This is a genomic window from Aminivibrio sp., from assembly GCF_016756745.1.
Lineage (GTDB): Bacteria > Synergistota > Synergistia > Synergistales > Aminobacteriaceae > Aminivibrio.
Genome location: NZ_JAESIH010000055.1, coordinates 49,511 through 70,709 on the forward strand (window position 1 = coordinate 49,511; position 21,199 = coordinate 70,709).

Below are 21,199 nucleotides of genomic sequence, written 5' to 3' on the forward strand. Positions count from 1 at the left end.
GGTGAGGGACTTTTTCGGATTTCCAGCGCGGTTGCACACCGCTTCAACATCGAGCACGGCCCCCTGCATCCCCTGCAGGAAAGGAATAAGCCACATTCCATTGGTAGAAAACCTCCCTGGAGGATGCGGCCCTGAGAGCGAAGACTCTCCTGAGGCGCTGAAAATCCGGGAAAACAGCGGAACGTAGAAAAACGCCTACGTATATTCCATATTGAAATAGGCCTGAATTTAGGAAATAGTAAATTGCCTGTTTTTTTACTTTTAGGTTGAATTAAGCGTGCAATTATGGTAGGTTAATTTCAGCTCAATAATTTCGATCTTCTTTCAATTCGTTCTCCATTTTCTCAGAACTTCGTTTTACGTTTTTTCTTTTCAGCTTTTGCCGCGCCATGCAGCTCGAATCAGCCGTGCTCCGGGATGTAAGGAGGTGAAATGGATGAATACCATCACCATGGTTTGGCTTGGAATTATGGCCGTCATCGGCATCGTCATGATCGTCATGAAAAAGAAAATGAGCGCAAAGGACGAAGACTGACACCCTTTTTTCCGCCCCCTCTCGGGGGCGTTTTTACCCCCCCAAAGTTAATGCATTTTTCAAAAAACACCGATACAACATCAAAGGGGGGAGCTCCATGGAAAAAATGAAGACCGCACGGGTATCTCCCGTGTCTTCCGTTAACCCGGCCCAGGCGGGGCGAGTCGTCGGAAAACCGGCGAAAGAACGGCCGAAACAGAACAAAAAGCGCTTCAGAGAGTTTCTTCACCCTTCCGGGGGCGAACGGTCGGAAGAGGGAAGGGAAGAACGGCTTGATAGATTTGCGTGACAGCCGGTCTTACCGGGAGAATAACGGGGCCGCCCGTCATGAGCGGCCCCCGTTATTCTCCCGGGCGTCAGACGCCTGCCCTGGCAAAGACCCCGTCCACCATTTCCCGGGCCTCTTCCTGGATTCTCCTGAGATGGTCCTCGCTGATGAAGCTCTCGGCATATATCTTATACACGTCCTCGGTGCCGGAGGGCCGAGCGGCAAACCACCCGTTTTCGGAAGTCACCTTCAGGCCGCCGATGGGGGCCCCGTTTCCGGGTGCCGCCGTCAGCTTGGCGAGAATGGGCTCGCCCGCCAGGGTATCTCCCTCTACTGCCTCGGGAGTGAGCTTTTTGAGCAGCTTTTTCCGTTCCGGTCCGGCGGCGGCATCGATCCTCGCGTAGTAGGGAACGCCGAGCCTCGCCGTGATCCTGTCATACCGTATGCCGGGGTGCTCTCCCATGACCGCCAGGATCTCCGCTGCCAGGAGGGTGAGGATGATGCCGTCCTTGTCGGTGGACCACACCGTGCCATCCTTCCTGAGGAAGGACGCCCCGGCGCTTTCCTCGCCGGCGAATCCCATGGAGCCTTCGAGCAGCCCCTCCACGAACCACTTGAATCCCACCGGGACCTCGATGCATTTCCGCCCCACCGAGCGGGCAACCTTGTCGATAAGCGAACTGGAGACAAGGGTCTTTCCCACGGCGGCGTCCTCCCTCCATCCGGGCCTGTGAGTGAAAAGGTATTCCACCGCCACGGCCAGGTAGCTGTTCGGGGGAAGAAGCCCCCGGTCGGGTACCACGATTCCGTGACGGTCGAAGTCCGTGTCGTTGCCGAAGGCGATGTCGTACCTGTCCTTCAGGTTGACCAGGCCTGCCATGGCATAGGGGGATGAGCAGTCCATGCGGATCTTGCCGTCCCAGTCCACGGTCATGAAGGAAAATGTTGGGTCCACCGCCGGATTGACCACTTCCAGCTTCAGGCCGTATCTCGAAGCGATCACGTCCCAGTAGGCCACGCCGGAGCCGCCCATGGGATCGGCGCCGATGGAGACTCCCGACCGGGCGATGGCCTGGAGGTCCAGAATGGCCCCGAGGTCGTTTACATAGGGAACCACAAAATCCGTCGCCCTGACGGAATCCGACTTCAGTGCGGAGGAAAAGGAGAGCCTTCTGACCCCTTTCCCGCCGGTCGTCAGGATTTCGTTGGCCCGTGCCTGGATCGCATCGGTTATCTCCGGGGCGGCAGGGCCTCCCGAAGGGGGGTTGTACTTGAAGCCCCCGTCCTCCGGAGGGTTGTGGGACGGGGTGATAACCACGCCGTCGGCGAGTCCGGATGTCCGGCCCCTGTTCCATTCCAGGATGGCGTGGGAAATCACGGGCGTGGGGGTGTATCCTCCTCCCTCCTGGACCACCGTTTCGACGCCGTTGGCGGCAAAAACCTCCACTGCAGTCCTGAAGGCCGGTTCGGAGAGGGCATGGGTATCTTTCCCCACGAAGAGGGGGCCAGTGATCCCCTTTCCGGCCCTGTATTCCGCTATGGCCTGGGAGATGGCAAGGATGTGCGCTTCGTTGAAGGATCCTTTCAGGGAAGATCCCCTGTGCCCCGACGTGCCGAAGGAGACGAGCAGGAGGGGATTCTCCGGGTCGGGCTGGTCGGTGTAGTAGGCCGACACCAGGCCGGGAATGGAGACGAGCATAGTATGGGGCGGCCGATGACCCGCAAGAGAAGAAATCGTCATGAGGGACCTCCTATTTCTCGAAAAATCCGTCGGGACGGAAGGGGTACTCGATGTAGCCCGCCGCCTCGGCGGCGAAATCAGAGTCGAAGAGGAGGGCAAGAATCCACAGGGAAAGGTCGATCCCGGAACTGACGCCTCCGGCTGTGAGAATCCGGCCGTCCTTCACCACCTTCTTCTCCATGACCTTGACGCCGGGGTAGGAATCGAGCTCCTCGAAATAGCCGTGGTGGGTGGTGGCAGCCCTTCCCTCTAGAAGCCCCGCCTCGGCGGCTATGAAGGCTCCGGTGCACACCGTGCCCAGGAAGCGCACCTGCTCGTACCGCTCCTTCACGAAGTTGATCACCCGTTTGTCCCTGACGGCGATCCGCCGTCCCTGCCCTCCCGGAAGGATGAGCACGTCCAGCCGTGGGCAGAGATCGGCCCCTCCGTCGGGCAGGAAACGCAGACCGTTGGCTGCCTTGATGGGTCCGTCCTGGAAGGCGAGAATTTTCACGTCCATGCTGTCCGGCTTCACGGCGTTCGCCGCCGAAAGCGTCTCAAAGGGGCCGACAAAATCCAGCTCCTCCACGTCGGGAAAAACAAGTATTCCTGCCTGTATCACGGTATCCACCCTCTCTTTTTTTGAAAGTGTACTCCCGGTATCCGTTTCACTTCCTGAGAAACGTTCCGTTGTCCAGGTCCCGGAAGGTTTGTTCAAGTTCCTCCTTCGTGTTCATCACTGTGTTCATAACTATGGGGGCCGCCCCAGGCCGCACGTTCGCCCACGGGCATGCCCTCCAGGACATACACGAACAACTGAGGCCCCAGGTGGCGTTTCCTCCGTCCACCGCCCGCCACCCCGGACGGAAACGCCGAGATACCCGGACAGCAACCGAACTTCCACGGTCTCGTCGATTATCCGGGGAATGTTCGCGCTGACAATATCATTGTACTTCCATTTCTCCGCTGTGATAAGGTAGGCGATCGTCTCGATACCCCTGTGGGGATGCCATGAAAATCCCTTCACGTAGTCGGCAGGGTCTTTCGAATCAAGTCACCCGGCAGCAGGAAGGGATCGAAGTCCCTCACATCGCGCTGCCCGAAGATGCACACCAGGCTGACTCCTGCGCCGTCGACGGTTCTGCGGCCGGAAACGATCTTTGTCGGAACCAGCATATTCTCAATTTTCAATGAACACCGCCTTATCTCTTTACTACGTTATATTATTCAATGAAAGGACATACGTCAAGGACAGGCCTGCCTGAACCTAAATCCGCAGGCAGCGGGGAGCGTCACCGGTGCTCGCTTGGGCGGGGGGTACAGATTGTCGTCCTTGACAACTGCACCTGAAACCGACATCCATGTCGGTTTCTCTCCCCCGGCGCCCTTCCCCAGGGGATAATCTCTTCGCCCCTGGCGGGGCGAATTCACCTTATGCCCGGCGACACTCCCTCTGCCTGAAAACCTGCGGATTTAGGCTGAATGAGAATCGGTAGAACTACGTACTCCTGAGAGGTATGGCTTTCCAATAGTATTCCGAAATTTTCAATGCTATTCTTTCACCACTCATGAAGAGGAGGGGATAACGATGTTCACGTGGAAGCGGGTCCGCTATGCGGTCATGCTCGGTTTTCTGGCGTTCATCACCTGGGTGGGGTACAGGCACCAGGTTCTTGGAGGAGGGCCTGCGGGGGTCCCGACGGTGGATGCCCTCTGCCCCCTGGGCGGACTGGAGAGTATCTACAGCTATCTCAGTTCCGGGACATGGCTCCGCAGGGTGGCTCCGAGCGCACTCATCCTGTTCGGCACTGTAATTGCCATGACGCTGCTCTTTGGCCGGGTGTTCTGCGGGTGGATCTGTCCCCTGGGGACCATCGGCGAGATGTCCGCAGGGCTGGCCCGGAAGCTCGGGATCAGGCGCAAGGGGCTTCCCCCGTCTCTTGACGGCGCCCTGAAGATGCTGAAGTACGTTATCCTTGCCGTTATTCTCTACTACACGTGGAGCCTCGGCACCCTCGCTTGGCGGGACTATGATCCCTGGGCAGCCTGGATGCACCTGGCGGCAGGCTGGGACGAGATAGTCGCCACCCCATGGCCCTTCGCCGTTCTCTTCGGCCTGGTCATCGGGGCGGGACTCTTCATCGAACGATTCTGGTGCCGTTATCTCTGCCCTCTCGGGGCGGCTCTGGCCGTTTTCCAGAAACTGAGTTTCACGAAGGTGGTCCGAAACAGGGAAACGTGCATCACCTGCGGCAAGTGCGACCGCTCCTGTCCCATGGGGATCGCCCCGATGGCGGCCGAAAAGGTCACCGATGCGGACTGCATCGCCTGCGGCCGGTGCACAGAGAGCTGCCCCGTGGAGAAGACCCTGGTCTTTTCCTTCGGCGGCCGGAAGGTGCTTTCCGCCCTGGCGGTAGGGCTCATGGGCGTGCTCCTTTTCTTCGGCGCCTACGGCACTGCAAAGCTCACGGGATACTGGCAGACCTTCGCCTCCACGTCCGCGGAAGCCCTGAAGGACCCGGTGGACGGGGTTTTCGGGTGGATGAACATCGACCAGGTGGCGAAACAGGTGAAGCTCTCCCCTGAAAAGGTGCTGGAAATCGCGAAGCTTCCTTCCGACACGGCAAGGGACGTGCCCATCAAGAAAATCGACGGGGCGAACGATGAAATCCTGAAGGAAGACCTGAAGGCCTATTTCGCCGCGAACCCCGCGGAAGCTCCGGAACCGGTCAAAGAAGTCCCGGCGAACCCCGACGAACTGAAGGGCAGCTTCACCCTCGAGGAGGTGGCCGCAGGATACGGCCTGAACGGTGCCGAGATTCTGAAGGAGGCGGGCTGGCCCGCCGATACCCCCCGGAACATCTCCCTCAAGGAGGCGGGAACGTCCCTGGGGAGGGAGCCCTCAGACATCCGGACGGCAGTGAAGGAACTGCTGAAGAGGAAACAGTAGTATATCGAAGAGGGCTCCCTGAGGAGCCCTCTTTTCGTTCTGTCAGTACCCTCTCTTCTCAAGGTGGTCCAGCAAAGCTTCCGCCAGGGCCACCCTGGAGGCGGAATAGCCGTGGTCGTCGTCCATCATGACTTCACGGACGGAGGCTCTGCCGTTTTTACGCAGGGCGTCCAGCAGAGACGTATGGTGCACATCGGGGGGAGTGATGGCATCCCTCGAGGCGCCGACGAGGAGGAAGTTTCGTCCTGCAAAGGCACCCGCAGAATTGAGAAGGTCGAAGTCCTCCCTTTTGTCCATTATCTCGCCCCACAGGGTATCGGCATCGGTTCCCGCCAGGGGCGGAGCGCACTTCTCCAGGAGCCCCCTCAGTTTCTGTCCGAGGGACGGGTCGGCGGAGGCCCGTTTTCCGTCAAGCCCTACGTTCCAGCCTGAGAGAAAGAGAATGTCCTTCACGAAGGAGCAATCCTCCGCCGCCTTGACGGCGGCGAAGCCCCCCATGCTGTGCCCTGCCGCGATGATGCGCTCCCCGTCCACGGCATAGGTTTCCCGCGCCTCCTGACCGCGGAGAAAGCGGAGGACGTTCCGCCCGTCCTCGATGACATGGGAGAAGGAGAAGCTCCCCTGGCTGCCCCACGCTCCCCGGTAGGAGAAGACTATCGTGTTGAAGCCCGCCCTGCGGAATACCTGGGCGAGGTCGCCGTTCTTCTCCGTTCCCGGGAAGCCGTGGAAGAGCACCATGGTGGGGTGGGGGCCCTTTCCCGCCGGGTGGTACATGACGCCGTAGAGATCGCACCCCTCGGAGCGGAGGGTCAGGGCGCTCCAGGAGGGAGGAAAGTACCGGTCTTCCACCGGGGGATCCGAAAAGATGCAGTCCCGGAACATGGCGGGCCTACAGGTCAAACACCGCCACGACGGGCGTGTGGTCCGAGGGTTTCTCCCAGCTCCTGGGTTCCCTGTCGATCCAGCAGTCCACGGCCAGCTTTTCCAGGGCCGGCGTGACGAGGATGTGGTCGATTCTCCAGCCGATATTCTTCTCAAGGGAGTTCTTCACCCTGTAATCGAAGAAGGAGAACTCTCCGGGGCCGGGCCTGTACCTGCGGAAAAGGTCGGTGAAGCCCCAGCTTTTCACGTCCTCGAAGTGCTCCTGGATGTCCGGGGCGAAGCAGGGATGGTCCCGTTTCTTCTCTGGGCTGGTCACGTCGATATCGGTGGGGGCCACGTTCATGTCTCCCACCCAGACGATCTTCTCGGACACGAGATACTCCCTCTCGAAAAGAGCCTTCATCCGGTCGAGGAAACGGTGCTTGTACGTGTAATCAGGGTGGTCGATGGCTTTTCCCTGGGGGATATAGGTGTTCACTATGCAGAAGTCGCCGATCCGGGCCCTCAGGAGGCGGGTTCCCTCCTCGGGTTCCTCTCCGTCGCCGAATCCGACGGCAAATCCGTCAAGGGGGGCCTTCGTGAGGATAGCGACACCGTTGTAGGATTTTTCTCCCCTGTAGAGGCTCCGCAGCCCCATAGCGCTGAATTCGGCCTCGGGGAAGTCGTCGTCCGCCACCTTGGTCTCCTGGAGGCACAGGGCATCCACGGGATGATCCGAAAGCCACTTCTGCAGAATGGGCATCCTACTGCGAACAGAGTTTACATTGAAGGTTGCAATGGTGAAGCGAGCCATAACAGTCTCCCTCTCATTCCATATAGTCTTCGCGGCGGATCAGCCCACCGAAATTTTCCCCTTTGAAAAAAGCGGCCGCATTCGCCGCGGCGGCCCTTGCCGCGACTTCCAAGTCTCTTTCGCACCGGTTCGAATTGTGGGGCGAACCGACCACGTTGGGGAGCTCGAGGAACGGGAAGTCGAGGTCAAAATCCCCCCCTCCCCACGTGGGTTCCTTCCACCAGACATCCAGGCCGACCTGGAAATCGGGGTTTTCCTTCAGGTGAAGGTAGAGATCCTCCTCCACCACAAGGGGAGCCCGGGCCACGTTGAGCAGAATGGCGTTCTTTTTCATGAGGGAAAGCTCCTTCTTCCCTATGACGCCCCTGGTGTGCCTGTTCAGGGGCAGGGAGAGAAGCAGCACGTCCGTATCCGGGAGGACCGTTTCAAGGTCCTTCAGGGTTCCCATGAAGTTCACGTCTCCGTCGGTCCTTCCGCTGGTGTTCAGCGCCCTGATCTTCATGCCGAATCCCCGGGCGAGGTCTGCGGTCATGCGGCCGATGCCGCCGTAACCCGCTACGGTGAGTATTTTCCCCCGAAGGCTCATGGGAGAATAGCCGTTACGGTTGAAAACGCCTTTCCTGAGGTCGTTGTGAAGGGGGACGATCCTTCGTGTGAGGGCAAGCAGAAGGGCAATGGTGTGCTCGGCGATCTGGGGGGCCCATCCTCCGGCGTTGCAGGCAATGACAGGCTTTTTGGGCATTTTGTCGAAGGGGAGATAGTCGAGCCCCGTGGAGATGGTCTGGAAGAGTTCCAGGTTTTCCAGCAGAGGATATTCTTCCTCCCGGATCTCCCTGTTGAAGAAGAAGGACAGAAGCCCGTGGGCGGAGGAAAGGATCTCCGCCCTTTTTTCCGGGGCGGCGTCCTCCAGGTAGAAAATGTCGGCGTATCCGTCAAGGCCCTCCTCCACGGCGGTCCGTACGGCTGCGGGAGCGGAGCAGGTCACCACGATATTTTTTTTCATGTCGGCTGTTCTCCTTTCACTGGTATTTCCCTGCATTGTATTGTACCCTATGAAACGTTCCGGACAAACAGGGAATACTTTCCCGGTAAGGAGGAGCATCATGGAATCAACCATCTACCTGGTCCGCCACGGACGGCCTGCCCTGCCGGACTACGAAATGCGCTTTCTCGGAAGAACGGACCTGCCTCTCGCTCTCGAAGGGAAAGAGCAGGCCATTGCCCTGAAACGGCTCTTCGAGGGGATCCGTCTCGACAGGGTCTTCCACAGCGGGCTCAAGCGGGCCGCTGAGACAGCCTGCATCATCGCAGGGGAAAGGAACATCCCCTTCAGCGTCGTTCCGGAATTCCAGGAGATTGCCTTCGGTGATTGGGAGGTCCGGTCCATGAAGGAGATCATGGAGTCCGATCCCGAAGTCTTCGAGGCCCGGGGACGGGATTTCGCCGGTTTCCGCCCGCCGGGCGGCGAGAACTTCCTCGACGTTCAAAAACGGGTCTGGCCCGCCTTCACCGACCTTTTAGACCGGTGGGAGGGCAATCTTCTCATTGCCGCCCACGCCGGAGTCTTCAAGACGATCATCTTCACGCTGCTGGACATTCCCTGGCAGAGGCTCTTTTCCCTGCGGCAGGACTACTGCGGAGTGCACGTCATCACCAGGTTCGACGGCCGCCTGACAGTAAGGCAGCTGAACTGGACGCCTCAAATGGGCGGGATAACCCCGTAGGAACAGGCTCTTCACACCGAGAGAATCTTATGGCCCGACTGGAGTGTTTCCGTAAGGTATTGCCCCGTGTAAAAAACCTTCACACCGAGGCTCTCAAGCTTCTCCACCGCACCGAGGTTTTCGGCGCATTTTTTGCATGCAATTACCTCCACCCCCGCTTCCTGAAGGGTGCGGAGGTACGCCTGAACTTCGCCGTCTTCCGCAAGGAGCCCTGTCGAGGCTCCCCATACGAGCAGCGTAACATCATCCCACCATCCCTTCAGCTTCGAGTTCAGGCAGTAGAGCATGACCATGTTCATCGCCGTCATCTTCTCTCCGCTCGTCCACAGGACAACCAGTTTTTTCCCGGCACGATCTCCCACGCTATCCCTCCTTTTCCTCTTCGAGAAACTGAGCTTGTATCTTTTTTTCAGGGGGGAGAGGCAATTATTGTCTCTCCCCTCGCCAATACCCATCCCACCGGGAGTTTCCATCGACAGTCATTTGCGTAAGCTCCGCCTTCTTCCCTCGCTATTTTGCCTGCATCTCAATCGTAATGAAGACGGAATACTCTCCTTCCCGCCATTTGACGTGAACCCTGGAGTCTTTGTTCTCGGCGGAGAATTCGTCGATCATCATCCCCAAGCCTTCCGGAAAAAAGCGGAGATCATTGAAGGCCCACGCTCTCATCGATTCCCTCAGGTTTTTGACTTTTTCTTTATACATGAGACCGGGTTCCTTCACAAGAATATACTCCATCCTGAAACCGACCAGGGAATCCTGATGGTAGACCTGCTCGAAAAACGCTGTTCCCTCAGGAAAAGAATACATCCAGAAAGCATGAGAGTCTGCAAGAACAGGTTCTCCATATCCCTGAACGCTGTTTCTCGAGTGGTCCCCGTCAGCGAACCATTCCAGGGCAAAGGGCAGGTACAGCCTGTCCAGTATCACCGCCGGCCACGGCAAACCTTCGGAGAAAGCTTCACGTCCAATGAGCAGGAACAGAAGAATCAAAACGATAATTTTTCTCATCTTCTCCCCCTTCCGGGTTACCGCACCAGCTCATTCCCATAGAACCGGAGACTGAACGTTTTTCCGTCTTTCTCAAGGACAATCGATCCTTTCACCTGCTCTCCCGAGAGATTGGCGCTCCACCTTCCGGCTGCTCCGCCGCTGCCGGTCCAGAAAAAATTCTCCTGCGTTCCCCTGCAGGTTCCCGACAGACTCGTCCCGTCGCATGATCCCTCAAGGAAAAGTTCCAGTCCCATGGGCTTCATTCCTCCGGACACTTCAGGAATAAACCTGAGTCCGGCGGTTCCCCTGACATTCCCGTCGAACGGGGAAATAGAAAGAGACAGTTGATTGATCCTGGTTCCTTCGGGATAATTTGCCATGGAGAAATTCATCTTCCCTGCGAAGGTTCTTCCATGCTCCCTTTCCGGAGTGTCTCTCCCGGCCGTGAAGGGAATGTTCACATACCCCAAATCGGGAGTCTGCCGGAACATACCCGCAACCTCAGCAATGCACTGAAAAGAATCCCCCGCAGGAAAATCCCAGAAAAACTCCCCGGCTCCCTGAGGCGGTACAGGACGGGGAAGCGTAACCGTCTCTCTCACAAGCCATCGTCCGTCTTTTCTGTACAACAGCCGCGCCTCGACACCCGCACATTCTTCCCGGGGATTCGTATTGCGCACCGTGCAGAAAACCCTGTATCCTCCCCCAGTGAGATCTTCCTGCCGCCAGGACGCCCGGAGGGATGTCATGGAAGCCCTGTAAAGAGTATACACGGCACGGACGGCATTCAGTATTCCCTGGTCCGGATTGGCCAAAACGACGTGTATATTCTGCCGGGTCCCTGCGGCGCAGGCCGCTGCGTATTCTGCCGCAGCGGCAGCCTGGGCCCTCCAGAAAACTGTCCCCATTTCGGATTTCCGGTTTTTCCACAACGGGTCGTAGCCCTGGGGAGGCAGGTTTTTTTGTGCTATATGGCGAATTCTGAACCTTTCCCATACCTGGTATTCCCAGAATCCGTGGCTGCCCGTCGCGATACCGGGAGCAGTCGCTCCGCCCCATCCGTTGAAATACCACGGGTCGAACCAGTCCACTCCGTCTTCGTTTCCAGGGGGATATTCGTTGAAAAGCAGCTCCAGGGCTGAAGAAAAGTCTCCTCCTTCTCCCCATCCCGCCGGCGGGGAACTCGTCATCGAATACAGTTCCTTCGGCCCCGTCTCCTTTTCCCCCAGCGGCGTTCCCCCCATGAAGAACTGCCATGCCTCCTCCTCCGGCATTCCCGCCACATGGTACGGAACGAACATATCGGAGAGGAAATGAGCGGCCCAGGCGGCTTCCCTGGCCTGGGGCTCACCCCTCACCCTTTTGTGCATCATCACGTTGAAAAAATCCGCCACTTTCTTCGGGGCGAGGCCTTTCCCGGTCAGGGGGTTGAAATAATGCCACGAATAGGGTGAAGATCCGTCCATGTCAGGCCCGGGGCCGGACTTTCCAAGGAACGTCACGACAACAAAATCATGTTTTACCAGTTCCTCCGCAGAAGGAAATTTCTGCACAAAAGCCGGGTCGGAAGCGGCCTGTTTCATCGCCTCCGTGAGAATATACTGGTGTGTCTCAGCCAATCCCTGAATCGCTCCCCATGGTTCTCCTTTTCCCGGGGAAAAAAGAATACCGGCAAGAACCAGGAAAGCAGCCTTTCTCCTGAACGGAAATCTTCTCACTTCGCTAAAACGCCTCCTTCCCCGGGGGAAGGATTACCACCCGGCCGACAGCGGTAAAAACCGGCATCCTCATAAAAATATCGGATTTGTCGTTCTTTTCAGTATAAAGAAACATGCCATAGGTGTCAATCACCACGGGGCCGTTCTGTTTCTCCTCATCGATTTCATACAACCTCTTTGGTCCTCGCGGGGACGGGCTTCCCTTGGGCAATGTCCCGGAGCTGTCCCGCAGGAAGGGGCCGTTACCGGAGGGCGGCGAAAAGGCAGAGGGAGAGGATCTCCGAAAGCTCGCACACCGCCCCGTAGGAATCGCCGGTGAGCCCCCCCAGGAGGGAGGCCAGCCACCGGGAAAAGAGCAGCGTGAAGAGGGGGACGAGAGCAAGGAGGAGGAGACCCGTCATCCCTCCGGCCGCGGTGGCGAAAAGGACTGTCACGACGGTGCCGAGAAGAAGGCAGCGGTTCGTGCAGCCTTTCCGGAACAGGTCTCCCATGCCGCCCGGGCGGGCGGAAGGGAAGAGGCGCATGGCGAAGAGGATGGCCCACCGTCCCAGGACAGGGGCGAGGAAGAGGGCCTGCAGTCCTTCCGTTCTGCCTGCTCCGGCGAGGAGAGACGTTTTCAGTACAAGGGCGGAGGCCACGGCGATTCCCCCGAAGGCGCCGAGACGGCTGTCCTTCATGATGGCCAGCCGGGATTCCCGGCCGTATCCCCCCCCGATGCCGTCGAAGGTGTCGGCGAGGCCATCCAGGTGCAGCCCCCGGGTGAGAAACGCCCAGAGAACCGCCGAAAAGGCCGCCGCCGCCGTGGCAGGGAGAAGAAGAGCAAGCCCGGCATGAGCGGCTGCCAACAGGGAACCCAGCAGGGCCCCGGCAAAGGGAAACCACCCGGAGGACCTTCCGAGGTCCTCCGGGGTGCTCTCAAGACGGGGGGAGGGCAGGATCGTCAGAAAGCCCAGGGCGCGGAGAAAATCCACTTTTGTTTACGCTCCCGGGGCGCCCGTTCCGGGTTCGACCGGCCCGGAGACGCCGGCGCTTTCGAAGGTGGCCATTTCATTGAGCACCTTCGCGGCTGCCTCGGCAAGGGACATAGCCAGAGCGGCTCCGGTTCCCTCCCCGAGACGCATGTCCAGGTCGAGCAGCGGCTCCGCCTCGAGGAAACGAAGCAGGTGCTCGTGGCCTATTTCCACCGATTTGTGGGAACAGATCATGTAGTCACGGCAAGCAGGGCACACCAGGTCGGCAATCACCGCAGCGGCCGTGGAGATGAAACCATCCACCGCCACGGGAATGCCCAGGGACGCCGCACCGATGATCGCGCCGGCGATGCCCCCGATCTCGAACCCGCCCACTTTTGACAGGATGTCTATCCCGTCCCGGGGATCGGGGGAATGGAGGGCCAGGGCCCCTTCGATGACGGCGATCTTCCGCCTCAGCCCTTCGTCGGTGAGTCCCGCCCCCCGGCCCGTGGCCAGCGGGACGGGTACCCCGGTGACGACACAGGCGATGGCCGTGGACGGAGTGGTGTTGCCGATGCCCATCTCCCCGGTGCCGAGAATGTCCATGCCCTTCGCGGCTTCCTCCTCCACGGCGGCGATACCCTCTTCCAGAGAACGAATAGCCTGCTCCCTGGTCATGGCAGGGCCGCGGTACAGGTTCGCCGTTCCCCTGGCGATCTTCCGCACCTGGAGCCCTTCCCGGGGCTCGAAGTCGTGGGCCACCCCCATGTCCACCAGGACGACCCTTGCGCCCACGTGTCGAGCCAGAACGTTCACCCCTCCGCCGCCGCCCAGGAAGTTGAGCACCTGCTGCACGGTGACCTCCCGGGGATAGAGGGCCACTCCCTCGTCCACCACCCCGTGATCCCCCGCCATGGTAATGATGACCTTGTGCCGGATGGTGGGGCGGGCGGTGCGCCGGATTCCCGCGAGCTGCACCGAAAGGTCCTCGAGCTTCCCGAGGCTCCCCCTCGGCTTGGTAAGAGAATCCTGCCGCCGTCTCGCCTCTTCCATGGAGCGGGCGCACAGCGGGCGGATCCGGGCGATTGCCTGTTCTAGTGTCGTCATGATGCCTCCTGTTTTCCCGATGCAGGGCTGGATGAACGGTCGCCGTGGACCGTCTGTTACTTTTTTCGCTATTTCAGTTTCAGGGGCAGCCCGGCCACTACGAGCCAGGCTTCTTCCGCCGAGCGGGCTGCCTCCTGGTTGGTCAGTCCCAGGAGGTCCCGGTAGAGCCTTCCGAGAGGGGTGGGGGGAACCACCCCCATTCCCGTTTCGTCCGAGACGGCCACCACGTCGGCGGCGGAAACGGATACGGCCCGGCAGAACGCCCTCACCCTCCGGAGGATCTCCTTCTCTTCCCCTCTCTGCTGTTCCCTCAGAGAAAAGAGAAGGTTCGAAACCCAGAGGCCGAGGCAGTCCACCAGGGCGACGGTATCGCCTTCCAGCTTCAGGACGGCCTCTTCGAGGGCCAGGGGTTCCTCCTCGGTCCTCCACGAGGAAGGCCGCCGCTTCCTGTGCCGGTCGATCCGGTCCGCCATCTCCAGGTCTTCGGGCCGGGATTCGCAGGTGGCGATGTAAACCGCTTTTTTCCCCGCACACGCGGCCTCCCGGACCAGGTTCTCGGCAAATTCGCTCTTGCCGCTTCTGCTTCCGCCGAGGACAAGGGTCAGCCTACCCATCAGGATGCCTCCTTCCGATACTGAGCCAGGCACTCCACGAGCCGCCGGTTCTCCTCCCCGCTCTTCACGCCCACCCGGACAAATCCGGAGAGGCCGAAGGAGGAGCAGTCCCTCACCAGGATGCGCCGTTCCCAGAGAAACGCCTGGAGCTTTTCGACATCTCCGGCCCGGAAGAGAAGAAAGTTTCCCGCGGACGGAAGAGGGGGAAAACCGGCCTCCGCCAGGTCCAGGGCCAGGCCGGCGGCAAGCTTCCTGATGCCGGCCCACTGGGCCTCATAGTACCCCCTAGCGCGCAGCGCCGCACGGCCGGCGGCCTGGGCGCAGGCGTTCACGCTCCAGGGAGGCTGCAGGGATGCGAGAAGTCCCACATGCCGCGGGTCTCCCAGGACATAGCCCAGGCGCAGCCCCGTCAGGCCGTAGTCCTTGGTCATGGACCGGAGAAGAAGAAGCCCCGGCCTCAGGAGCGGCAGGGCCGACGATCCCGGGGGGGCGAAGTTCACGTAGGCCTCGTCGAGAACGAGCAGGGTACCCTGGTCGTCGCAGGCGGAGAGCAGGCGGAGAAGTTCCTCTTTCGAGGGAAGGATCCCTGTGGGGTTATTGGGGGAACACACCCAGACCAGAGAGTGGCGCACCGTCCGGACACGGCCTTCCAGACCGAGCAGGGGAAAGGCGAATCCGTCCTTCTCCCGAGCCGGAACATCAAGGACATCCGCACCGGCGAACTCCGAGGCCGAACGGTATTCCCCGAAGGTCGGGGAAGTGATGAGGACTGTTTTCCCCCGGTCGGCGAAGGCAAAGGCGCAGAGGAAGATGGCCTGGGCGAGGCCGTTGGTCACCAGGACGGATTCAGGGGGCACACCGTGAAGTTCCGCCAGGGAGGAACGGAGCTCTCCGGAGGTGGAATCGGGGTAGCGGGTGAGAGCGGCTCCGGCCACGGCTTCTGCGATTTCCGGGCAGGGAGGGAAGGGATTGGTGGAGACACTGAAGTCGAGGACCTCCTCGGGAGAGACTCCCTCCTGCCGAAGCCGTGCGTAGTCGAGGCCCCCGTGCCGGGCGGGCCGTCCGGCGAGCACCTCCTGCCTAACGAAACAGTCCATGAAGGCCTCCAAGAACAGCCGCCGCGGCAATCACGAGCCCCGAGGCTATCCGGACCACCCGGAGGGCTCTTCGGAGGACATCCTCGTCCAGCGTCCCGGTCCCGCCGGAAAGGATATAGACACCCCGCTTCTCCAGAGTCACCCCGAGCAGGCCTGCCATGACGGACATGGTCCACCCGGCGTTCGGGCTGGACGTGGACAGACGGTCCCGTTTCAGGACCTCGATCCCGGAGAGGACATCCTCGCCGGCGATGGCCCCGGCCGCCAGCAGCAGGAAGGCAGAGACCCGGGCGGGGATCAGGTTGAGCACGTCGTCGCACCTGGCGGCGAACTTTCCGCCCCATTCCATGTCGCCGCCCCGGTAGCCGATCATGGAGTCGCAGGTGTTGCAGAACCGGTAAAAGAAGGCTCCCGGCAGCCCGAAGACACCGAAGAAGAAGAGGGGGGACGCCAGGCTGTCGGTGAGGTTTTCCGCCAGCGATTCCACGGCCGCTCCCGTCACTTCCTCTTTCGAGAGGTCTTCAGTCTCCCTGCTCACCAAATCCCGGGAGAGCTTTTTCCGGGCTCCCGGAAGGTCGTTCCGCTCGAGGGAGTCGAGGACCCCTTTCCCCGCCTCGAGAAGGCCGGAAAGGGAGAAGGTGGTCTTGAGCAGCGGGACGGCGAGAATGGCAAAGAGAAAGTCGGGAAACATACCGAGAATCCTGGCCGGCCACGAAAAGAGAAAGCCGCCGGAAAGGACCAGGGCTCCGCCGAAACAGAGCAGCGCCCGCTCCCGCCCCGAGGGGCGGTACTTCCAGAAGGCGGTGATGTATTTTCCCATGTAGACCACGGGATGGTATCTCGACGGGGGCTCACCGATGAGGAGGTCCCACACCGTCGCCCCCAGGAGGATAAAAACAAGTGTCATGGCCTTTTCTTCCTTTCTTCCGTTCTCGGCCCGCCGGGAACGACAGAATGCATTCTTCCCCCCCACCCGGGAGAGAGCCGCCGAACGGCCGTTTCCAGAATGTCACCCTCCCTGTCCGCCGCTCCGGAGGGCAGAAGGATGCCGTAGAGGGTGCCGCTGTGGGCCACGCAGACTCCGTATCCCCCCAGCAGGGAGCAGAGGGCGAAGCATTCGTCGAGGTGAGGTTTTTCCAGAAGCCGGACAGCCGCCCGGGCGCTCAGGGACGCCCCTCTGCCCAGGGCCTCCGGGTCTCCATGCTCCACCCCCCTGAGGACCAGGGAGAAGGCCTCCCGGTGAAGGGGGACGAGGGGCTCCAGAACGGGACGGCTGTCCCTGCTGTTGAACTCCTCGGTGTCCACGGTGCCGCCCCAGTCGAGGAGGAGCACCGAGAGGGGCGGAGGGGGCCCGAGGAACCTCATGATCCTCCCGCCCCGATGATCGAGAAGGGCCAGTCCAGGCCAGGCGATGCTGTCGGTGGGCTCCACGGCCAGGGCGATGGAGGACGCTTCTTCCGGCGGGAGGGGTATCCCCGCAAGGGACGCCGTGCATGCCAAGGCCGAGAGGATATCGGCGGTGCTGCTGGCGTATCCCTTGCCTTCAGGAAGGGCCTCGAGCCGTTCCACCACAATATTCTTCCCCGCAAGGGACCGGCGTTCCAGAAACGTCTCCAGGGCCCTCCGGGTCTTGCTCATCTCCCCGGGAAGGGACACCCCCGCTCCGGGACGGGCGGTGACCCGAATCCGGGCGTACTTGTCGATGGGACAGGACACCAGGCAGGGCACTCCGTCCAGCGTGCCCTGGAAAAACTCCCCGCAGGTTCCCGGACATGCGGCGGTGACGGTGGTCATAGGCCGATGATCCGCTCCAGCGCCTTCATGTCGAGAGCCGCCTCCACCTCGTCGGCGAGGCGGTTGAAGGCCTGCTCCCGGACCTCCCGGAAGGGAAGGGCCGTCCCGGTTCCCCGCCGGCCCAGAGAGCGGAGCCACTCCTCCCTGAACTCCCCGTTGTCGAAGATGCCATGGAGGTAGGTACCCCAGATCCGCCCACCGGCGGTAACGGCGCCGTCGGTTCTTCCCCCGGGAAGGGACAGGAGCGGCTTGGCCCCTTTGGGCAGGATCGTCCTTCCCATGTGGATCTGGTATCCTTCCACGGCAAGAGGCCGTGAGCCCGGGAACCCCTCCCCGGGGACGGTGGTGCCGGTTACCCTTGTGGTCTCCTTGGAGGGCTCGAAAAGAGTTTCGCCGGGGAGGAAGCCGAGCCCATCCCCGCCGCCGGAGGGTCCTTCCACCCCCAGGGGATCGGAGATCCGGCGTCCGAGCATCTGGTAGCCCCCGCAGATACCCGCGAGAGAGGCGCCTGATAGGACAAGGGCCGCCAGGAGACCGTCGAAGCCCGACCGGCGGAGCCATGCGAGATCTTCCATGGTTGTCTTGCTTCCGGGGAGGATTACGGCGGTGGGCTTTCCAAAGTCTTCGGGCCTGTCCACGAACCGGAGGGAAACGCCTTCCTCGAGAGCAAGGGGGTCAAAGTCGTCGTAGTTGGAAATGCGGGGGAACTTGATCACGGCTATATCCACTCCCCCCGGAGCCCCGGCGGACCGGTTATCCTCCAGGTAGACCGAATCCTCCTGGGCCACGGCGAGGTTGTTCAGCCAGGGGATCACCCCCAGGACGGGGCGTCCGCCCGTCAGGCCGGAAAGCATTTCGAGCCCCGGCTCGAGGAGTTTCACGTCCCCCCGGAACTTGTTGATGAGGAACCCCTTCACCAGGGCTTTTTCCTCGTCGTCCAGGAGGGCCAGGGTTCCCGTGAGGGAAGCGAAGACGCCGCCCCTGTCGATGTCTCCGGCGAGGAGCACCGGGCAGCCAAAGGTCCGGGCGACCCGCATGTTCACGATCTCGCTCTTTTTGAGATTGATCTCCGCCGGGCTGCCGGCTCCCTCCACGAGAAGGAGGTCGTTTTCCCCGGCGAGCTTTTCGAAGGATGCGGCCACCGATGCCCACAGGGTCTCCCTGCAGGCGTAATAATCCCCGGCCGACAGGGTCTTCCACGGCCGCCCCATCAGGATGACCTGGGAGCGGGAGTTTCCCTCCGGCTTCAGGAGAACGGGGTTCATCTCCACCTCGGGTTCTCGCCCGGCGGCGTGGGCCTGCACAGCCTGGGCCCGTCCCATCTCCTCTCCTCCCGGGGTGACGAAGGAATTCAGGGCCATGTTCTGGGCCTTGAAGGGAGCCACCCGAAGACCCCTGCGGACGAAAATGCGGCACAAGGCCGCCGTGAGGACGCTCTTCCCCACGGATGAGGATGTTCCCTGGATCATCAGTGTCCGGGCGCGGATAGGCCATTCCCCCGATCGTGTCTATTCTGGACCGGTTCCATGCTACCTACGGAGCCTCTTTTTTGCAAGCGGAGAAAAGAGCCTGAATATCCCGACAGAAAAAAGGGCGCCCCGTTCCTCCGTCGGGAAGTTCGGGGTGCCTTTTCTGCTGTTTTTTCATACAGGCTCGGGGCAGCGGGCACGGACAGAACCCTCTGCAGCCTCTACATCAGGAACGGCCGCTAGTTTTCATACTTGAAGGAGACCCTCACCTTCGCCCGGTAGGCCTTGATCATGCCGTTCTCCATGTGCATGTCCAGCGCTGCCACTTCCGCCACCCGGAGATCCCTCAGGGACTGGGAAGCCCTCTCCACAGCCGCCGCCGCGGCTTTCTCCCAGGACTCGGTGCTGGTTCCCACGAGCTCGATTACCTTATAAACGCTTTCCATTCCGTCGCCTCCTTTTCCGGCTCCCCGGGAAAACGGTCCTTCCCGGCCTCTCTACTATCCCCGGACGTTCGGGGATCCGCCTCCCTGCCGGGCGACGGCCCGGCTGACATGACAGAATTATTATACATTATTTCAGGACGTGAAAACAGGTTTTCCGCCGGCTGTTGCCCCTATAATGAAGAAAAAACCACAGGGGAGTCTGCCATGGATTATCAGGGATATGTTCACGTGTACACCGGAAACGGGAAGGGGAAAACAACCGCGGCCCTGGGGCTTCTCCTCAGGGCCTCCGGGGCGGGCATGACGGTCTTTCTCGGCCAGTTCCTCAAGCGGGGGGTATACAGCGAGCACGCTGCCCTTGCCCTGCTTCCCGGGGTGACTGTTGAAACCTTCGGCGGGGAGCGCGGAGTAGGGACGCCGCCGACGGAACAGGACTCCGTCCTTGCCCGCCGGGGACTGGAGCGCCTCCGGGACGTGGTCTCGTCCGGAAACTGGGGAGCGGTCATCGCCGACGAGATTTTCGTGGCCGTTCATCTCGGCCTCCTCGCCGAAACGGACGTGCTGTATCTCCTGGAGGTGCGCCACACTTCCACGGAACTCGTGCTCACGGGCAGGTACGCCTTCCCGAAAATCCTGGAGAGGGCCGACCTGGTCACCGAGATGAAGGAGCTGCGCCATTATTTTTCCCGGGGCGTTCCCGCCAGGAAGGGGATTGAAAAATGATCTGCCCGAGGATCGTTCTTGCAGGGACAAACAGCGGCTCGGGCAAGACCACCGTCACCATGGGGCTTGCGGCCGCTCTCTCCGCCAGAGGACTGACGGTGCAGCCCTTCAAGGCCGGGCCGGACTATATCGATCCCGGGTTTCATTCCGCCGCGGCGGGACGCCCCTGCAGAAACCTGGATACCATGCTCCTGCCCCGGGGGCGGCTCCTGGAGCTCTTCTCCCGGAGCGCAGCCGCGGCCGACATGGCCGTCATCGAGGGGGTGATGGGCCTTTTCGACGGGGCGGGCGCCCTGGACGAGCGGGGGAGCACCGCCCACCTGGCGAAGATTCTGGCCGCGCCGGTGGTGCTCGTGGTGAACGGAAAAGCCATGGCCCGCAGCGCCGCCGCCCTTGTGGCGGGATTCGCCGGGTTCGACCGGAGAGTGGCCGTGAAGGCCGTGATCTTTAACAACCTGGGCAGCGAGGGACATTATCGCATCCTCAGAGAAGCGGTGGAGACGGAAACGAACCTCCCTGTCCTCGGCTACCTTCCCCGGTGCGAATCCATCGCCCTCCCCGAGCGGCACCTCGGGCTCACACCGGCGGCGGAACACGGGGCGATCGGAGAGCTGACGGAAACGGTCCGCAGGCTGACCGAGGAGCATATCGATGTTGACCGCCTGATCGCCCTGGCAGCGGCGGCGCCGGACCTACCCGCCTTCAGGCCCTCCCTCTTCTCCTCACCCCCGGCCGCGGAGGCGCGTATCGCCGTGGCCATGGACGAGGCCTTTCACTTCTACTACCAGGACAACCTGGACATCCTGGAGCACCTCGGAGCGGAGATCGTTCCCTTCAGCCCCCTGCGGGACAGAGACCTCCCGGCGGGAACGGAGGGGATCTACATCGGAGGAGGTTTCCCCGAGGAGTTCGCGGCCCCGTTGGCCGGAAACGTCTCCATTCGGGAAGGGATACGGTCGGCCGCGGAGGAGGGGGTCCCCGTCCTGGCGGAGTGCGGCGGACTGATGTACCTTGCGGAACGGCTCGAGGACCGGCAGGGAGCGGTTCACCCCATGGCGGGGGTGTTCCCCGGCGTCACGAGGATGGGGAAACGCCTCCAGGCCCTGGGCTACCACACCGGAAGGCTGGAGCGGGCCGTCCTTCCGGGGGTGAAGGGCACGGCGCTGAAGGGGCACCTCTTCCACTGGTCACAGTACGACAGCGAGGGCAACGACCACCTTTTCTCCCTGCGTCTCGAGAAAAACGGGAAGCTCTTCCGGGACGGCTTGGCGAGGAAGAACACCTTCGCATCCTACCTCCACATCCACTTCGGCACGAACCCGGCCCCTGCGAAGCGGTTCCTCCGGACCGCCGCCCGGAGAGCGGGAAGAAAATAAAAAAAGCCCCCGGACCGAAAATCCGGGGGCTTCGTTT

General features: G+C 61.3%; 23 protein-coding genes. 6 read left to right on the forward strand and 17 right to left on the reverse strand.

The genetic code is table 11. The annotated features are described in order from the left end of the window. The first annotated feature begins 436 nt into the window (after window positions 1-436). Together JMJ95_RS08900 and JMJ95_RS08905 are read left to right on the forward strand one after the other, a co-directional pair. A complete protein-coding gene (locus JMJ95_RS08900; RefSeq protein WP_290684622.1) occupies window positions 437-535 on the forward strand; it encodes an LPXTG cell wall anchor domain-containing protein in 99 nt (32 codons plus the stop codon). Between the two features lie 97 nt (window positions 536-632). Continuing rightward, entirely contained in the window at window positions 633-824 is a 192-nt protein-coding gene (locus JMJ95_RS08905; protein WP_290684624.1) for a hypothetical protein, read from the forward strand. Window positions 825-891: 67 nt separating this feature from the next. On the opposite strand, the gene pgm is transcribed toward JMJ95_RS08905, so the two are convergent. From pgm to JMJ95_RS08920, 3 genes are all read right to left on the reverse strand, one after another. After that, on the reverse strand, window positions 892-2,544 hold the full coding sequence (gene pgm, locus JMJ95_RS08910; protein ID WP_290684626.1) for a phosphoglucomutase (alpha-D-glucose-1,6-bisphosphate-dependent): 1,653 nt from the start codon (window positions 2,542-2,544) through the stop codon (window positions 892-894). Between the two features lie 10 nt (window positions 2,545-2,554). Then, entirely contained in the window at window positions 2,555-3,145 is a 591-nt protein-coding gene (locus JMJ95_RS08915) for a DJ-1/PfpI family protein (RefSeq protein WP_290684628.1), read from the reverse strand. Window positions 3,146-3,546: 401 nt separating this feature from the next. Continuing rightward, window positions 3,547-3,714: a hypothetical protein gene (locus JMJ95_RS08920; RefSeq protein WP_290684630.1), complete on the reverse strand. Its 168-nt coding sequence runs from the start codon at window positions 3,712-3,714 to the stop codon at window positions 3,547-3,549. 397 nt (window positions 3,715-4,111) lie between these two features. On the opposite strand from JMJ95_RS08920, the gene JMJ95_RS08925 reads away from it, so the two are divergent. Beyond that, complete coding sequence (locus JMJ95_RS08925; RefSeq protein ID WP_290684631.1) at window positions 4,112-5,473, forward strand: 4Fe-4S binding protein; 1,362 nt, start codon at window positions 4,112-4,114, stop codon at window positions 5,471-5,473. 42 nt (window positions 5,474-5,515) lie between these two features. Here JMJ95_RS08925 and JMJ95_RS08930 read toward each other — a convergent pair whose 3' ends face one another. From JMJ95_RS08930 to JMJ95_RS08940, 3 genes are read right to left on the reverse strand one after another with little or no spacing between them, the layout of a single operon-like run. Beyond that, window positions 5,516-6,355, reverse strand: coding sequence for an alpha/beta fold hydrolase (locus tag JMJ95_RS08930; protein WP_290684633.1), 840 nt, complete (start codon window positions 6,353-6,355; stop codon window positions 5,516-5,518). Window positions 6,356-6,362: 7 nt separating this feature from the next. Continuing rightward, on the reverse strand, window positions 6,363-7,148 hold the full coding sequence (xth, locus tag JMJ95_RS08935; protein ID WP_290684635.1) for an exodeoxyribonuclease III: 786 nt from the start codon (window positions 7,146-7,148) through the stop codon (window positions 6,363-6,365). Window positions 7,149-7,161: 13 nt separating this feature from the next. Further along, entirely contained in the window at window positions 7,162-8,151 is a 990-nt protein-coding gene (locus tag JMJ95_RS08940) for a 2-hydroxyacid dehydrogenase (RefSeq protein ID WP_290684637.1), read from the reverse strand. Between the two features lie 100 nt (window positions 8,152-8,251). Between JMJ95_RS08940 and JMJ95_RS08945 the strand changes: the two genes are divergently transcribed. After that, entirely contained in the window at window positions 8,252-8,872 is a 621-nt protein-coding gene (locus JMJ95_RS08945; RefSeq protein WP_290684639.1) for a histidine phosphatase family protein, read from the forward strand. Between the two features lie 11 nt (window positions 8,873-8,883). Here the strand turns inward: JMJ95_RS08945 and JMJ95_RS08950 are convergent, their stop codons facing one another. The 11 genes from JMJ95_RS08950 to JMJ95_RS09000 form a co-directional block, all read right to left on the reverse strand. Beyond that, a complete protein-coding gene (locus JMJ95_RS08950; RefSeq protein ID WP_290684641.1) occupies window positions 8,884-9,234 on the reverse strand; it encodes a DsrE family protein in 351 nt (116 codons plus the stop codon). A gap of 148 nt (window positions 9,235-9,382) precedes the next feature. After that, complete coding sequence (locus JMJ95_RS08955; protein ID WP_290684643.1) at window positions 9,383-9,883, reverse strand: hypothetical protein; 501 nt, start codon at window positions 9,881-9,883, stop codon at window positions 9,383-9,385. Window positions 9,884-9,900: 17 nt separating this feature from the next. Next, window positions 9,901-11,583, reverse strand: a complete 1,683-nt coding sequence (locus JMJ95_RS08960) for a hypothetical protein (RefSeq protein WP_290684645.1) — start codon at window positions 11,581-11,583, stop codon at window positions 9,901-9,903. A 242-nt stretch (window positions 11,584-11,825) separates the two neighbouring features. Then, on the reverse strand, window positions 11,826-12,554 hold the full coding sequence (cobS, locus tag JMJ95_RS08965; RefSeq protein ID WP_290684647.1) for an adenosylcobinamide-GDP ribazoletransferase: 729 nt from the start codon (window positions 12,552-12,554) through the stop codon (window positions 11,826-11,828). 6 nt (window positions 12,555-12,560) lie between these two features. Continuing rightward, window positions 12,561-13,643 (reverse strand): nicotinate-nucleotide--dimethylbenzimidazole phosphoribosyltransferase, encoded by a 1,083-nt coding sequence (cobT, locus tag JMJ95_RS08970; protein WP_290684649.1) that lies wholly within the window; start codon window positions 13,641-13,643, stop codon window positions 12,561-12,563. Between the two features lie 68 nt (window positions 13,644-13,711). Further along, the gene (gene cobU, locus JMJ95_RS08975; protein ID WP_290684651.1) at window positions 13,712-14,257 is read right to left on the reverse strand and encodes a bifunctional adenosylcobinamide kinase/adenosylcobinamide-phosphate guanylyltransferase; all 546 of its coding nucleotides are present in this window, start codon (window positions 14,255-14,257) and stop codon (window positions 13,712-13,714) included. Further along, entirely contained in the window at window positions 14,257-15,354 is a 1,098-nt protein-coding gene (locus JMJ95_RS08980; protein ID WP_290684653.1) for a histidinol-phosphate transaminase, read from the reverse strand. Before JMJ95_RS08980 ends, cobU begins: the two co-directional genes overlap by 1 nt. After that, entirely contained in the window at window positions 15,338-16,261 is a 924-nt protein-coding gene (gene cbiB, locus JMJ95_RS08985; RefSeq protein ID WP_290684654.1) for an adenosylcobinamide-phosphate synthase CbiB, read from the reverse strand. Before cbiB ends, JMJ95_RS08980 begins: the two co-directional genes overlap by 17 nt. Further along, the gene (locus JMJ95_RS08990) at window positions 16,258-17,148 is read right to left on the reverse strand and encodes a hypothetical protein (RefSeq protein ID WP_290684655.1); all 891 of its coding nucleotides are present in this window, start codon (window positions 17,146-17,148) and stop codon (window positions 16,258-16,260) included. Before JMJ95_RS08990 ends, cbiB begins: the two co-directional genes overlap by 4 nt. After that, on the reverse strand, window positions 17,145-18,617 hold the full coding sequence (locus tag JMJ95_RS08995) for a cobyric acid synthase (protein WP_290684657.1): 1,473 nt from the start codon (window positions 18,615-18,617) through the stop codon (window positions 17,145-17,147). The genes JMJ95_RS08990 and JMJ95_RS08995 overlap by 4 nt, the downstream gene beginning before the upstream one ends. Before the next feature lie 239 nt (window positions 18,618-18,856). Continuing rightward, a complete protein-coding gene (locus JMJ95_RS09000) occupies window positions 18,857-19,063 on the reverse strand; it encodes a dodecin family protein (protein WP_290684658.1) in 207 nt (68 codons plus the stop codon). 204 nt (window positions 19,064-19,267) lie between these two features. Between JMJ95_RS09000 and JMJ95_RS09005 the strand changes: the two genes are divergently transcribed. Both JMJ95_RS09005 and JMJ95_RS09010 read left to right on the forward strand, forming a co-directional pair. Beyond that, window positions 19,268-19,786 (forward strand): cob(I)yrinic acid a,c-diamide adenosyltransferase, encoded by a 519-nt coding sequence (locus JMJ95_RS09005; RefSeq protein WP_290684660.1) that lies wholly within the window; start codon window positions 19,268-19,270, stop codon window positions 19,784-19,786. Continuing rightward, window positions 19,783-21,162 carry a cobyrinate a,c-diamide synthase gene (locus JMJ95_RS09010; protein ID WP_290684662.1) on the forward strand — a complete coding sequence of 460 codons (1,380 nt, stop codon included), beginning with the start codon at window positions 19,783-19,785 and terminating at the stop codon, window positions 21,160-21,162. The genes JMJ95_RS09005 and JMJ95_RS09010 overlap by 4 nt, the downstream gene beginning before the upstream one ends. The last annotated feature ends 37 nt before the right edge of the window (window positions 21,163-21,199 follow it).

What these genes read in the sequence shown, in the direction of transcription:
- cobU (WP_290684651.1), bottom strand. Translation starts at nt 14,257, where the DNA reads ATGGGTAGGCTGACCCTTGTCCTCGGCGGAAGCAGAAGCGGCAAGAGC.
- JMJ95_RS09000 (WP_290684658.1), bottom strand. Translation starts at nt 19,063, where the DNA reads ATGGAAAGCGTTTATAAGGTAATCGAGCTCGTGGGAACCAGCACCGAG.
- JMJ95_RS09005 (WP_290684660.1), top strand. Translation starts at nt 19,268, where the DNA reads ATGGATTATCAGGGATATGTTCACGTGTACACCGGAAACGGGAAGGGG.
- JMJ95_RS08980 (WP_290684653.1), bottom strand. Translation starts at nt 15,354, where the DNA reads ATGGACTGTTTCGTTAGGCAGGAGGTGCTCGCCGGACGGCCCGCCCGG.
- cbiB (WP_290684654.1), bottom strand. Translation starts at nt 16,261, where the DNA reads ATGACACTTGTTTTTATCCTCCTGGGGGCGACGGTGTGGGACCTCCTC.
- xth (WP_290684635.1), bottom strand. Translation starts at nt 7,148, where the DNA reads ATGGCTCGCTTCACCATTGCAACCTTCAATGTAAACTCTGTTCGCAGT.
- JMJ95_RS08945 (WP_290684639.1), top strand. Translation starts at nt 8,252, where the DNA reads ATGGAATCAACCATCTACCTGGTCCGCCACGGACGGCCTGCCCTGCCG.
- pgm (WP_290684626.1), bottom strand. Translation starts at nt 2,544, where the DNA reads ATGACGATTTCTTCTCTTGCGGGTCATCGGCCGCCCCATACTATGCTC.
- JMJ95_RS08930 (WP_290684633.1), bottom strand. Translation starts at nt 6,355, where the DNA reads ATGTTCCGGGACTGCATCTTTTCGGATCCCCCGGTGGAAGACCGGTAC.
- JMJ95_RS09010 (WP_290684662.1), top strand. Translation starts at nt 19,783, where the DNA reads ATGATCTGCCCGAGGATCGTTCTTGCAGGGACAAACAGCGGCTCGGGC.
- JMJ95_RS08925 (WP_290684631.1), top strand. Translation starts at nt 4,112, where the DNA reads ATGTTCACGTGGAAGCGGGTCCGCTATGCGGTCATGCTCGGTTTTCTG.
- JMJ95_RS08955 (WP_290684643.1), bottom strand. Translation starts at nt 9,883, where the DNA reads ATGAGAAAAATTATCGTTTTGATTCTTCTGTTCCTGCTCATTGGACGT.
- JMJ95_RS08940 (WP_290684637.1), bottom strand. Translation starts at nt 8,151, where the DNA reads ATGAAAAAAAATATCGTGGTGACCTGCTCCGCTCCCGCAGCCGTACGG.
- JMJ95_RS08990 (WP_290684655.1), bottom strand. Translation starts at nt 17,148, where the DNA reads ATGACCACCGTCACCGCCGCATGTCCGGGAACCTGCGGGGAGTTTTTC.
- JMJ95_RS08995 (WP_290684657.1), bottom strand. Translation starts at nt 18,617, where the DNA reads ATGATCCAGGGAACATCCTCATCCGTGGGGAAGAGCGTCCTCACGGCG.
- JMJ95_RS08905 (WP_290684624.1), top strand. Translation starts at nt 633, where the DNA reads ATGGAAAAAATGAAGACCGCACGGGTATCTCCCGTGTCTTCCGTTAAC.
- JMJ95_RS08900 (WP_290684622.1), top strand. Translation starts at nt 437, where the DNA reads ATGAATACCATCACCATGGTTTGGCTTGGAATTATGGCCGTCATCGGC.
- cobT (WP_290684649.1), bottom strand. Translation starts at nt 13,643, where the DNA reads ATGACGACACTAGAACAGGCAATCGCCCGGATCCGCCCGCTGTGCGCC.